Source organism: Microvirga aerophila (genome assembly GCF_003332305.1).
Taxonomy (GTDB): domain Bacteria; phylum Pseudomonadota; class Alphaproteobacteria; order Rhizobiales; family Beijerinckiaceae; genus Microvirga; species Microvirga aerophila.
In genome coordinates, this window is the sequence record NZ_QOIO01000046.1 from 1 (window position 1) to 12055 (window position 12055).

The 12055-nt window shown below is 60.6% G+C and carries 13 protein-coding genes; 7 read left to right on the top strand and 6 right to left on the bottom strand.

What is annotated here, in order from left to right; all coding sequences use genetic code 11:
* Positions 1–241, bottom strand: a 241-nt coding sequence (locus DRB19_RS21310) for an IS630 transposase-related protein (protein ID WP_245439450.1), incomplete at its 3' end; no start/stop codon positions are given.
* Between the two features lie 160 nt (positions 242–401).
* On the opposite strand from DRB19_RS21310, the gene DRB19_RS21315 reads away from it, so the two are divergent.
* The 3 genes from DRB19_RS21315 to DRB19_RS21325 all read left to right on the top strand — a co-directional run bounded on the left by DRB19_RS21315 (position 402) and on the right by DRB19_RS21325 (position 4183).
* Positions 402–1142, top strand: a complete 741-nt coding sequence (locus DRB19_RS21315) for a pyrimidine 5'-nucleotidase (RefSeq protein ID WP_114188044.1) — start codon at positions 402–404, stop codon at positions 1140–1142.
* A 134-nt stretch (positions 1143–1276) separates the two neighbouring features.
* On the top strand, positions 1277–2866 hold the full coding sequence (locus DRB19_RS21320; protein WP_114188045.1) for a calcium-binding protein: 1590 nt from the start codon (positions 1277–1279) through the stop codon (positions 2864–2866).
* Positions 2867–4183 (top strand): calcium-binding protein, encoded by a 1317-nt coding sequence (locus tag DRB19_RS21325; protein WP_276330626.1) that lies wholly within the window; start codon positions 2867–2869, stop codon positions 4181–4183. It abuts the gene before it with no gap.
* Between the two features lie 113 nt (positions 4184–4296).
* Here DRB19_RS21325 and DRB19_RS21330 read toward each other — a convergent pair whose 3' ends face one another.
* The gene (locus DRB19_RS21330) at positions 4297–4800 is read right to left on the bottom strand and encodes a YciE/YciF ferroxidase family protein (RefSeq protein ID WP_114188047.1); all 504 of its coding nucleotides are present in this window, start codon (positions 4798–4800) and stop codon (positions 4297–4299) included.
* Between the two features lie 141 nt (positions 4801–4941).
* On the bottom strand, positions 4942–6129 hold the full coding sequence (locus DRB19_RS21335; protein WP_114188048.1) for a DNA recombination protein RmuC: 1188 nt from the start codon (positions 6127–6129) through the stop codon (positions 4942–4944).
* 88 nt (positions 6130–6217) lie between these two features.
* Here DRB19_RS21335 and def point away from each other — a divergent pair, with 88 nt between their 5' ends.
* Genes def through truA form a run of 4 tightly spaced genes read left to right on the top strand, consistent with a single transcriptional unit; the run spans position 6218 to position 8902 of the window.
* Positions 6218–6736 (top strand): peptide deformylase, encoded by a 519-nt coding sequence (gene def, locus DRB19_RS21340; protein WP_114188049.1) that lies wholly within the window; start codon positions 6218–6220, stop codon positions 6734–6736.
* Positions 6733–7665: a methionyl-tRNA formyltransferase gene (gene fmt / locus DRB19_RS21345; protein ID WP_114188050.1), complete on the top strand. Its 933-nt coding sequence runs from the start codon at positions 6733–6735 to the stop codon at positions 7663–7665. The genes def and fmt overlap by 4 nt, the downstream gene beginning before the upstream one ends.
* Positions 7662–8156 (top strand): GNAT family N-acetyltransferase, encoded by a 495-nt coding sequence (locus DRB19_RS21350; protein ID WP_114188051.1) that lies wholly within the window; start codon positions 7662–7664, stop codon positions 8154–8156. The genes fmt and DRB19_RS21350 overlap by 4 nt, the downstream gene beginning before the upstream one ends.
* A 5-nt stretch (positions 8157–8161) precedes the next feature.
* Positions 8162–8902, top strand: coding sequence for a tRNA pseudouridine(38-40) synthase TruA (gene truA / locus DRB19_RS21355; protein WP_114188052.1), 741 nt, complete (start codon positions 8162–8164; stop codon positions 8900–8902).
* Here the strand turns inward: truA and DRB19_RS21360 are convergent.
* The 3 genes from DRB19_RS21360 to dapD all read right to left on the bottom strand — a co-directional run bounded on the left by DRB19_RS21360 (position 8899) and on the right by dapD (position 11993).
* The gene (locus tag DRB19_RS21360) at positions 8899–9489 is read right to left on the bottom strand and encodes a hypothetical protein (protein WP_114188053.1); all 591 of its coding nucleotides are present in this window, start codon (positions 9487–9489) and stop codon (positions 8899–8901) included. The two genes, truA and DRB19_RS21360, sit on opposite strands and share 4 nt — an antisense overlap.
* 83 nt (positions 9490–9572) lie before the next feature.
* Positions 9573–10754, bottom strand: a complete 1182-nt coding sequence (gene dapE / locus DRB19_RS21365) for a succinyl-diaminopimelate desuccinylase (protein ID WP_373867380.1) — start codon at positions 10752–10754, stop codon at positions 9573–9575.
* A gap of 396 nt (positions 10755–11150) precedes the next feature.
* Positions 11151–11993 carry a 2,3,4,5-tetrahydropyridine-2,6-dicarboxylate N-succinyltransferase gene (gene dapD / locus DRB19_RS21370; RefSeq protein ID WP_114188054.1) on the bottom strand — a complete coding sequence of 281 codons (843 nt, stop codon included), beginning with the start codon at positions 11991–11993 and terminating at the stop codon, positions 11151–11153.
* Positions 11994–12055 lie beyond the last annotated feature (62 nt).

Genomic DNA, 12055 nt, shown 5'->3' on the forward strand with positions numbered 1-12055 from the left:
TGGCGGGGTGTGCCTCGACGGCTTGGATCAGGAAGGTCTCATAAGGCACCAGTTTGCCACCTCCCGGCGGACGGCCTTGGCGGGCGGGCGCCGGCGAGCCGAACCGCCGCTGGCGCTGCATCAGCTTGATGGCACAGCTGTCACTGACGCCAAAGTGGCGGGCCGCCGTCCGGCAGGAATGGCCCGCCTCGACGAAGGCTGCAACCCGCATACGAAGATCGAGAGAATAGCAGTGACCCATGATCCACCTCCCGTCCGACGAAGTGAATCACAGATCACATCAACCCAGAACCCTAAGAGTCGAATTTCCAGTCCGATGCTTTAGGCTCTTTTACAAGCCTCCCCGAGGACATATATGACATTCAGTGGGGCCAGATCGGCCCCACTGCTATCTGGATGCCATGAACATCATTTCGTCTGTCGAGCCTCACGCCCATGTGTCGTCGCCTGAATCGCGGCGCTTCTCGCATGTAGACACCTGGATCTTCGACCTCGACAACACCCTCTACCCGCATACATCCCGGGTGTGGCCACAGGTCGACGAGCGCATAACCCTCTATATCGCCAATCTTTTCGGGATCGACGGCCTCTCGGCCCGGTCGTTGCAGAAGTATTTCTATCACAAATATGGTACGACCCTGCGCGCCCTGATCGATGAATACGATATCGACCCCTACGATTTCCTGGATTTCGCCCACGACATCGATCACACCGATATTGAGCTCAATGCCAGCCTGGGTGAGGCCATCGAGAAGCTCCCCGGCCGCAAGCTGATCCTGACCAACGGCTCACGCAAGCATGCCGAGAACGTCTCGAAGAAGCTGGGCATTTTCGACCATTTCGAAGACGTGTTCGACATCGCAGCCGCCAATTTCGTGCCAAAGCCCGACCGGCGGGCCTATGAAATGTTCCTGGAAAAGCATGCGGTGGAGCCCTCCCGCTCAGCTATGTTCGAGGACATCGCCAAAAACCTCGTGGTGCCCCACGAGCTCGGCATGACCACGACCCTTATCGTTCCCAAGACGGTCGACCCCTTTCGGGAAGAATTCGAGCAGGAGGCGGTGAAAACGCCGCATATCGACCACATCACGAATGATTTGGCTGATTTTCTGCGCGACTGTGTGGTGTCTGCCCGTCCGTAACTCTCTAAGGAGGAATGGACGCTGTGAGATAGTTGTAAGTAGGACAGCGACACCTAAGACAGCAGCCCGTTGCTAGGCACAAAGGTATCATATAACAAACGTTATATTGATACTTTAACGCTTGGGGGCTCGTCATGGCCGATTACGATCAATCCACCAATACCTACACGCTTGAGCAGGGTGAGGAAGATTTCACGCTTCCGTCTCTCCCGCCTGCGCCCCCAGGCGGGAGCGTCATCGGCAACGGCCTCGACAACCACATCATCGGTAATGCCGGACAGAACACCCTCACCGGTGGCAACGGCAGCGACACTCTCGAGGGTGAGGACGATAACGATAGCCTTGAGGGTGGAGGCGATAACGACAGTCTCGTTGGAGGCCAGGGCAGCGACATCCTGAATGGCGGCGCTGGCGCAGACACGCTCGAAGGCGGTGACGGCGGCGACGTTTATATTGTCGACGATGCAGGTGATGTCGTTTTCGAGGAAGAGATCAACGAAGGCATCGACCGGGTCGAAGCGTCGATCAACTTCACCCTCAGCAGCCTGTTGGAAGACCTCACGCTGACCGGCGAGGCCGACATCAACGGCACGGGCAATGCGCTTGCCAACGTGATCATTGGGAACAGCGGGAACAATATCCTCAACGGCGGCGCTGGCGCCGATGAGATGACGGGCGGTCTCGGGAATGACACCTATATCGTCGACAATGACAATGACACTGTCATTGAAGAGGGGATCGAAGGCCATGACACGGTGCGCGCATCTGTCGGCTTCAGCCTTGAAGGCACAACTGTTGAAGACCTCATCCTGACCGGCACTGCAGCCGAGGGCATAGGCAATCACCTCGAAAATAAAATCACAGGCAATGCGATCGGCAATACCCTCGACGGCGGCGAGGGCAGCGATACTCTCGATGGTGGCCTCGGCGCGGATGAACTCATTGGCGGGCTTGGTAACGACACCTTCGTCGTTGATAACATCGGCGATCTTGTCACCGAATTGATTGGTGAGGGCGACGACACAATCGAAGCCTCGGTGAACTTCACTCTAGGCAATCATGTCGAAAACCTAATTATGACCGGCTCAAGCAACATCGCTGGAACTGGTAACAGCGACGTGAATAAGCTGACAGGGAATCGCGGCAACAACAGGCTGGACGGTGGAGGCGGCGCCGACCAGATGACTGGCGGCCTCGGCAACGACACTTACATCGTCGATCATGTGAACGATGTCGTTATCGAGAATAACGATCAAGACCACGATACAGTGGAGGCATCAGTTACATTCGAACTCGCCGGTACCATTGAAGATCTCATCCTGACTGGCAACGACAGCATCAATGGCACAGGCAACTCCCTCAACAACAAGATCGTCGGAACATCGGGCTCCAATCGACTTGAGGGTCATGATGGCAACGACACACTCGATGGCGGCGCAGGCACAGATGAGCTCATCGGCGGCATAGGCAATGACACTTATATCATTGATAGCGACACTGATATAATCACGGAAGAGGGTGCGGACCTCGACGATAACGTCATCTCCTCGCTGACGTTCTCTCTCGCAGGCACCGCGCTTGAACATCTCGAACTCATCGGCTCAGCCGTGCTGAACGGCACAGGAAATGCTGCCAACAATCGCATCACCGGCAACAGTGGAGTGAATATACTCAGCGGCGCCGAAGGCGACGACATTCTCGATGGGGGCAACGGAGCTGACTGACTGGAGGGTGGGTCCGGCAAAGATCTCCTGATCGGCGGTGCTGGCGCCGATATAATGATTGGTGGGGAGGGAGATGATGATTACTTTGTCGATTCGGCAGAGGACGTCGTCAGTGAAGACGCAACGGGTGGAACCTTAGATCGGGTCATTTCCAAGATAAATTACGCTCTAGGTTCAAACGTCGAATATCTCGCGCTTGAGAACGGCTTCGGCAACCTCACGGGCACCGGCAATGCCCTTAACAATGAAATTTATGGCAATGACGGAAACAACGTCATCGATGGCGGTGCAGGCACAGATTTGCTGAAGGCAGCCAGCGGCAACGATACCGTTTATGGCGGCGATGGCGATGACATCATTGAGGAGTATCAGAACGGCAACGACTCGCTCAATGGCGGAAATGGCAACGACAAGATTACCGCCATGGAAGGCAACGACACCCTCGATGGAGGAGACGGCGCCGACACTCTGATCGGTGGCGCAGGCGACGATCTCTACATGGTCGATACCGATGCCGACATGCTGATCGAGGATGCTGGTCAGGGCAACGACACCGTCATCGCAAGCGCAAGCTATAGCCTGAAGGCGGGGGTATCCGTAGAGTTCCTCTCCGCGCAGCAGGGCAATGCGGCGATCAACCTGACCGGCAACGAACTCAACAACGTCATCAACGGGAATGCCGGCAACAACGTCCTCGACGGAAGCGTTGGCGCGGATATGCTCAGCGGCGGCGCCGGCGACGATACCTATATGGTCGACAACGCGCTTGACGTGGTGACGGAAGCCGCGGGGCAGGGAACGGATACGATCGTCACAAGCATCAATCTTGCGCTGACTTCGGGATCGGGGGTGGAAGGGCTTACGGCCGCTGTAGGCGCTCTCGCCATCAACCTAACCGGGAACGAAGGCGCCAACACGCTCAAGGGCAATGATGGCAGCAACGTCCTGAACGGCGGCCTTGGCAAGGACGTGCTCAGCGGGGGCAGCGGCGCGGACATCTTCGTGTTCGACAAGAAGGCGAACAAGAAGACCAACATGGACAGGATCACGGACTACGACGTCCAGAGCGACAGCATCTATCTGGAAAGCAACTTCTTCAAGAAGATCGGCAAGGGGACCTTCGTGAAGCCCGACAAGGTGAAGAAGGACTTCTTCTCGCTCAAAGGCCATAAGGACAAAAACGACTACCTTGCCTACAACAAGAAGACAGGCGTTCTGACCTTCGATGCGGACGGATCCGGCAAGGCCAAGGCCGTGGAGATCGCCAGCTTGAACAACAACCTCAAGATGACGGAGAAAGAGTTCTTCATCATCTGAGACGCACACAAGCGAATCTAAAACTCAGGCCTCTCCCGCTTGGGAGAGGCCTTTTCATTTCCACCGATCTGACAGCTTCGGCCAGACGCTGGATCGTGAGAGCGAGGCAGCCTTTAGGCGGCCTTCGTGTTGATCTTGCTCTCCGCAATGCGGTTGAGCTTCTGATCGGTTGCCTTTTCCTGCTCGAGGATCTGGTGAAGCACGCTGGCGCAATCGTCGCGGCCGAGCTGCTTGGCCCAAGCAACGAGTGTGCCGTAGCGGGTGATCTCATAATGCTCCACCGCCTGGGCGGCGGCCGTCAGGGCGGCGTCGAGAACCTGCGGGTCATCGATGTCGCCGGCAATCTCTTGAGCCTCGTCGATGATGCCGTCGATCGCCGGGCAGGTGACGCCCTTCGGATCGTGGCCATGCATGCGGAACACCTGCTCCACCATCTGGATCTGCTGCTCGGTCTCACCCAAATGGGTCTGGAACGCCTGCTTCAGCTGAGGATCGCTTGCCATTTCGATCATCTGGGGCAGAGCCTTCGTGATCTGCTGCTCGGCGTAGTAGATGTCCTGCAGGGTATGGACGAAGAGATCATCCAAAGTCTTGATGTCCTTCGAAAAAAGGGCCATGGCGTATTTCCTTCCATCATGTGGAACAAGCCAGCGCGACGCGCCGGCTTCACTGTACCGCGTGGTTTGACGCTGGAAGAACGTTGTGGCGTTCGTGGCGGTTCCAGCCTGTCGCCGGCCCTGACGGGATATTCAGCAAGTTCAGTCGACGGCCCTTAGGCTCCGGCCCTGAAGGCGCAGCAACTCGGCCCGGGCGGCCGCCTCCCCCTCGTCGAATTCGAGCATCTCGATCTTCTGGCCGCGCTTCACGATCTTGTCGGTCGACACCCTGATCTGCGCCACATCATCCTGCGCCTGACGGAAATGCGCGTCGAGCTTCGCCACACGTCCATCAAGCCGCTCGATATCCTCCAGAAGCTTCTGAACCTCCACCTGAATCACCTGCGCCTCTTCCCGGATGCGGGCATCCCGGACGATGGCCTGCATGACCTGGATCGCAAGCGTGAGCAGGGACGGAGACACGATCACGATGCGGGCCCGGTGCGCCTTTTGAACCACATCGTCGAAATGCTCGGACAGGTCGGCATAGATCGACTCCGCGGGCACGAACATCATGGCGATGTCCTGGGTCTCGCCCGGGATGAGATATTTCTCCGAAATGTCACGCACATGAACAAGCATGTCGCCCCGGACCTTGGCGGCAGCTCTCGTGCGAACCTCATCGCTCTTGGCGTCACGGAAGAGCGTGAAACCCTCGAGGGGGAACTTGGCGTCGACCACGAGGCCCCGGGGGTCGCCCGGCAGGCGCACAAGGCAGTCAGGACGGGTGCGGTTCGAGAGCGTGGGCTGGAATTCGAATGCCCCCTGGGGAAGTCCATCCCGGATGATGGCCTCCATCCGGCCCTGCCCATAGGCTCCGCGGGTCTGCTTGTTGGACAGAATATCCTTGAGACCCACGATCTCGCCGGTCAGGTCCTTCAGGTTCTTCTGCGCCGCGTCGATGACCGCGAGGCGCTCGTTGAGCTTGGACAGGTTCTCCGTCTGGTGCCGGGTCGTCGCCTCGAGCCCCTGCCCCATCCGGTGCTGGAGACCGTCGATCCGCTCCGAAATCAGCCGGACGAAGTCGCTCTGGCGGGTGCCGAAGACTTCCGCAATGGTCTGCATCCGACCCGTCATTTCGGCTTGAATGCGGGTGAGTTCGCCCACCTTGTCGTCCATTTCCCGCGCCCGCTCGTCCGAAATGGCGGCCTCGAAGGCTCTTTCGCGTCGCGACTTGAGGAGCAGCAGGGTGACGATCACCAGCAGCCCGAAGCTTCCCGCCGCCATCCAGATCACGAGCTTGCCCCATGTCAGGGGATAGGAGCCAAGAATAAGGACGACGTCGTTCATGGGCCTTGAACTTCCGGTTGACTGAAACATCCGAACATAAGACGAACGATTTGACCATCCCAGGCCAAGCCCTTATCTCCCGCAAATCATGACCATCAAACCTCTCGTCATCCTGCCCGACTCCAAGCTCCGCCTTGTTTCCGAACCCGTGAAGGAAATCACGGACGAGATCCGGAAACTGGCCGACGACATGCTGGATACCATGTACGACGCCCCTGGCGTCGGCTTGGCGGCCATCCAGGTCGGCGTGCCCTTGCGCATGGTCACCATGGACGTGTCCAAGACCGAGGGAGAGCGCCATCCCATGGTGCTGCTCAACCCGGAGATCGTCTGGGCGTCCGAAGAAAAACGCGTCTACGAGGAAGGCTGCCTGTCGATCCCTGAATACTATGAGGAGGTCGAGCGGCCGGACCGGGTGCGCTTCCGCTACATGAATCTCCAGGGTGAGACCGTCGAGCAGGAGGCCGAGGACCTGATGGCCACCTGCGTGCAGCACGAAATCGATCACCTCAACGGCGTCCTGTTCATCGACCACCTGTCCAAGCTCAAGCGGGACCGGGTCATCACCAAGTTCAAGAAGGCTGCCAAGCGCGAGGCGGGCGCATGAGCCTTCGCGTCGTCTTCATGGGGACACCGGACTTCGCCGTGCCCACCCTGTCCGAAATCGTCGGACAGGGGCACGAGGTCGTTGCGGTCTATACCCGCCCGCCCGCCGCTGCGGGCCGGGGGATGGAGCTCAAGCCTTCGCCGGTCCACAAAATGGCGGAGCGGTTCGGACTGCCGGTCTTCACCCCGAAGACCCTGCGGACGGACGACGCCGCCGACATCTTTCGAAGCCACGAGGCGGACGTGGCTGTCGTCGTGGCCTATGGGATGCTCCTGCCGAAAGCGATCCTCGACGCGCCGGAACTCGGATGCCTCAACCTTCACGCCTCGCTGCTTCCCCGCTGGCGCGGCGCGGCCCCGATCCAGCGCGCCATCATGGCGGGCGATGCCGAGACGGGCGTCGCGGTCATGAAGATGGAGGAAGGCCTCGACACAGGCCCCGTGGCCATGGTCGAGCGGGTGGCGATCACGCCCGAGATGAACGCCGGGGAACTGCACGACAAGCTGATGGGGCTCGGCGCCGACCTCATGGTGCGGGCGCTTGCCGCCCTCTCCCGCGGCGGGTTGAACTTCACGCCCCAGCCCGAGCAGGGCGTGACCTATGCCCACAAGCTCAAGAACGACGATTCCAGGATCGATTGGGCAAAGCCCGCCCAAGCCGTTCACGATCATATCCGCGGCCTCTCGCCCTTCCCGGGCGCGTTCTTCACGGCCGATTTCGGCAAGGGCGAGGAGCGGGTGAAAGTTCTGCGGGCAAGGATCGACGAGGGATCGGGCGCACCGGGAATCCTCTTGGACCCAGGGGGCATCGTGGCCTGCGGCGAAGGCGCATTGCGGCTTCTCCAGGTGCAGCGCGCCGGCAAGGCTCCCATGAACGCTGACGATTTCCTGAGAGGAGTTCGGATCGAGGCCGGGATGTCTTTTGCATGACCTTCGTGATCCGCCCGGAGACACCTGAAGACCATGCGGCGATCGACGCCGTTCACAGGGGCGCCTTCGGGGGAGCGGCGGAAGCCGAATTGGTTGGGACCCTGCGCCGAAACGGCGATATCGTCCTGTCCCTGGTGGCCGATGCGGACGAGATCGTGGGGCATGTGGCGTTCTCGCGACTCGCACTTTCGCATAGCCCAGCGCGGGCCAGCGCCCTTGCGCCGCTCGCGGTCGTCAAGGAGAGGCAGCGCCGAGGCATCGGGTCGTCACTCGTGCGGGAGGGCCTGAACCGGCTCGCGGGTTCAGGCGAGGACCTCGTGCTGGTCCTGGGAGACCCTGCCTACTATGGCCGGTTCGGCTTCACGACCGAGCATGCGGCGGGTTTGCAAACTCCATACGATGGCTCTTATCTCCAGGCGCTGGCCCTCACCGACGAGGGCCGCCGCGCCCGTGGACCGGTGCGGTATGCCCGCCCCTTCGCGGAGCTTTAGTCATCATGCCCCGCTACAAGCTCGTGGTCGAATATGACGGGACGCCCTTCACCGGCTGGCAGCACCAGACGAATGGCCTGTCTGTGCAGCAGGCCATCGAGGACGCCATTGAGCGCTTTGCCGGCGAAAAGGTGCGCATCCATTGCGCGGGACGCACCGATTCCGGGGTCCACGCCACCCACCAGGTCGTCCATGTGGATCTTGCGAAGGATTGGCGCACGGACACCGTGCGCGACGCTACCAACGCGCATCTGAAACCTGCCCCGGTGGCGATCCTGTCGGCCGAGTCGGTGCCCGAGACCTTCAACGCCCGCCTGTCGGCCATCAAGCGCCATTACGTCTATCGGATCCTGAACCGCCGCGCCCCACCGGCCCTTGAGGCGACGCGGGTCTGGCATGTGGCGTGGCGGCTGGATTCATCCCTGATGCATGAGGCCGCACAAAGCCTGATCGGACGTCACGACTTTACGACCTTTCGGGCTGCCGAGTGCCAGGCGAACAGCCCGGTCCGCACTCTCGACCGGCTAGATGTGGAGCGCATCGGCGACGAGATCCGGATTTATGCATCCGCCCGTTCATTCCTGCACCATCAGGTGCGCTCGATGGTGGGAACGCTGGAGCGGGTCGGAGCCGGACGCTGGGCCGTGGACGATGTGCGGTCTGCCCTCGAAGCCCAAGACCGCAAGCGCTGCGGCCCTATGGCGCCGTCCACCGGACTTTATCTGATCGGTGTCGACTATCCCTAGCCGAGCAGGCCTCGCACCGCCATTCCGACGAAGGAATTGAGCACGATGCCGAGCATGACGATCCCCATGGCCGCGAGCCCCCCGACGCCGAGCGTCGCCTTGGTGGCAAACCATTGCAGCCGCAGGATGATGATGGCGAAGGCCAGGCTGAACATGCTGGCGAGCGGCGGCGGCGCCCACCCGAGCAGAACAAGCATCGCCGGGACCGAAAGCACCAGCAGGCCGATGACCGTGATCCAGTTGGTGACGATCACAAAGGGCGCATAGCGCTCAGTGAGCCGGAAGCGACGCGCCACGAAGATCATGGCAAACGGAAGGGCGACGAAGTTCGCCAGATGACCCAGCGCCACGACGATATCGACCCACACATTATCGAGCAGGACGCGATCGGGTTGGAGCATTCCGAGACGAAGGCGCTCGAAGGCAAGGGACACGATGTAGGCCGGAAGCGTCAGCCAGATCGCCATGAAGGAGCGCCAGAAGCCCCGTTCGCTCATGTCGAAGGCCTTGAGGCCCTCGACCCTGCTGTTCAGCAGATCGACTGTGCCTTTGAACGAGCGGTTGACTTCGTCAGCGGTTACGATCACGAGCGCCCCCGATGAGTGGTATGCTCACGAAAACCGGCCAGGGCCGGAAAACGTTCCGACCCGACATCGACTTTAGTCGAAAGCTACGCTTGAAGCGCGTCGGCGGACGCCGCGAAGTAGGCGTCCAATACCTTGCGGTAGATCGTTGACAATCGGTCTAGATCGGCAACCGCCACACGCTCGTCGACCTGGTGCATGGTCTGTCCGACGAGGCCAAATTCCACCACCGGGCAATCCTTCACAATGAAGCGAGCATCCGACGTGCCGCCCGTGGTGGACAGTTTGGGACGCCGCCCGGTCTCGGCCTCGATCGCGTCGGCGATGAAGCCGACGAACGTGTTCGGCGGGGTCAGGAACGCGACCGCATTGGTTGGGTCCATGGCGAGCCGATAGCGCACTGTGTTCCCGGCCGCTTCGCGCAGCCGCCGCTCAACCTCCTCCTCCAGACTCTGCGGAGTCCAGAGATCGTTGAAGCGGATGTTGAAGGTTGCGCGAGCTTCCGCCGGAATGACGTTGGAGGCCGGATTGCCCACGTCGATCGTCGTCACCTCCAGGTTCGATGCATCGAAATGGTCCGTGCCCTGATCGAGCGGCTCCCGCAGGAGTCCATCGACGAGACGGATCATTCCCGGAACCGGATTGTCGGCCAGATGCGGGTAGGCCACGTGCCCCTGCTTGCCCTCGACGACGATCCGGCCCGTCAGCGAGCCGCGCCGGCCGATCTTAATCATGTCGCCGAGCCGGTTTGGGTTGGTGGGCTCGCCCAGGATGCAGTGGTTGAAGCGCTCGCCCCGCGCTTTGGCCCATTCGAGCAGTTTGACCGTGCCGTTGATGGCGGGTCCCTCCTCATCACCGGTGATGAGGAAGCCGATCGAGCCTTTGAAGTCGGAGGTCTCGCGGATGAATTCCAGCGCCGCCGCCATCATGCAGGCGATGCCGCCCTTCATGTCGACCGCGCCGCGCCCATGAAGCTCTTCGCCGTCGATCACACCCGAAAAGGGATCATGCCGCCAGCGCGTCGCGTCTCCGGGCGGCACCACATCGGTGTGGCCTGCGAAGAGCAGATAGGGTTCGCCCGAGCCGTAGCGGGCATAGAGGTTTTCCACGTCCGGCGTACCGGGCGCGGTGAAAACCAGACGGTGCACCTCGAAACCCGCCTCGCGCAGCACCCCCTCGATGAAGGTGAGCGCACCGCCCTCCTCGGGAGTCACGGAGGGGCAGCGAATTAGGTGTTGAGCCAAGGATAAAGCATCTACTTCCATCATTGCCTTATCCTGCCCCGTAGAAGCAACCGGTCTCCAAATGCGATTCCCAAGAAGGCACCGCCTATAAGAATCCAAAGCCAAGTACTTATGGTCCGTGTCGAAATATAAAAATCAAGGGCGAGCGCACACAAAACCAGAGAATATGATGGCAGAATCCACCATCCACTAACCTGTAAATATCGAAGCCTCTTGTGAATGACCGGCGCAATCAAGATCAAGGGCGGAATTGCAGAAATCAATGACACAAAAGCCAGATGGTGTGTTCTCTCGGCTTCTGTCCAATCATGGATAAAATCGGCATGGTCTGTGAACACTACCACTCCAGCGAAGCCTAGCAGAAAATATAGCGCTAGCCCAAAGACAGCAGATATTAAGAACCGGCCCCTGGACATATTTCTAGTCGCGCAGCAGCTCGTTGATGGCGGTCTTCGCCCGGGTCTGCGCATCCACCCGCTTCACGATGACGGCGCAGTAGAGGGACGGGCCGGGCGTACCGTCCGGGAGGGGCTTGCCCGGGAGGGAACCAGGGACGACCACGGAATAAGGCGGCACGCGGCCGACGAAGGTTTCGCCGGTCGTGCGGTCGATGATCTTGGTGGAGGCGCTGAGGAAGACGCCCATGGACAGCACCGAGCCTTCGCCGACGACCACGCCCTCGACGACTTCGGAGCGCGCCCCGATGAAGCAATTGTCCTCGATGATGGTGGGATTGGCCTGCAACGGCTCTAAGACGCCGCCGATTCCGACGCCGCCGGACAGGTGCACATGCTTGCCGATCTGCGCACAGGACCCAACGGTCGCCCATGTGTCGACCATGGTGCCCTCATCCACATAGGCGCCGAGGTTCACGAACGACGGCATCAGCACCACGCCGGGCGCGATATACGCGCCGCGGCGCACCGTGCAGTTCGGCACAGCCCGGAAGCCCGCCGCCTGGAATTCGGATTCCGACCAACCATCGAACTTGGACGGCACCTTGTCCCACCAGACGGCGTTGCCGGGCCCGCCCTTGATGACGCTCATGTCATTGAGACGGAAGGAGAGCAGAACGGCCTTCTTGAGCCATTGATGCACTTGCCACTCGGCGCCGGCTTTCTCGGCCACGCGGGCCTTGCCTGAATCGAGCAGATGGAGCGCCTGCTCCACGGCCTCGCGAACCGCCCCCCTGGTGGCGGGATTCACATTGGCCCGGTCTTCCCAGGCGGCATCGATGGTTTGGGCGAGGTCGGTATTGGACATGGATCACTCGGGCAAGGGCTTCGTTGCGCAGTGATTAGCAATGGCGTCGAGGGCTGTCACCT

What these genes read in the sequence shown, in the direction of transcription:
- dapE (WP_373867380.1), bottom strand. Translation starts at nt 10,754, where the DNA reads ATGATGGAAGTAGATGCTTTATCCTTGGCTCAACACCTAATTCGCTGC.
- DRB19_RS21330 (WP_114188047.1), bottom strand. Translation starts at nt 4,800, where the DNA reads ATGGCCCTTTTTTCGAAGGACATCAAGACTTTGGATGATCTCTTCGTC.
- def (WP_114188049.1), top strand. Translation starts at nt 6,218, where the DNA reads ATGACCATCAAACCTCTCGTCATCCTGCCCGACTCCAAGCTCCGCCTT.
- dapD (WP_114188054.1), bottom strand. Translation starts at nt 11,993, where the DNA reads ATGTCCAATACCGACCTCGCCCAAACCATCGATGCCGCCTGGGAAGAC.
- DRB19_RS21320 (WP_114188045.1), top strand. Translation starts at nt 1,277, where the DNA reads ATGGCCGATTACGATCAATCCACCAATACCTACACGCTTGAGCAGGGT.
- DRB19_RS21315 (WP_114188044.1), top strand. Translation starts at nt 402, where the DNA reads ATGAACATCATTTCGTCTGTCGAGCCTCACGCCCATGTGTCGTCGCCT.
- DRB19_RS21350 (WP_114188051.1), top strand. Translation starts at nt 7,662, where the DNA reads ATGACCTTCGTGATCCGCCCGGAGACACCTGAAGACCATGCGGCGATC.
- DRB19_RS21335 (WP_114188048.1), bottom strand. Translation starts at nt 6,129, where the DNA reads ATGAACGACGTCGTCCTTATTCTTGGCTCCTATCCCCTGACATGGGGC.
- truA (WP_114188052.1), top strand. Translation starts at nt 8,162, where the DNA reads ATGCCCCGCTACAAGCTCGTGGTCGAATATGACGGGACGCCCTTCACC.
- fmt (WP_114188050.1), top strand. Translation starts at nt 6,733, where the DNA reads ATGAGCCTTCGCGTCGTCTTCATGGGGACACCGGACTTCGCCGTGCCC.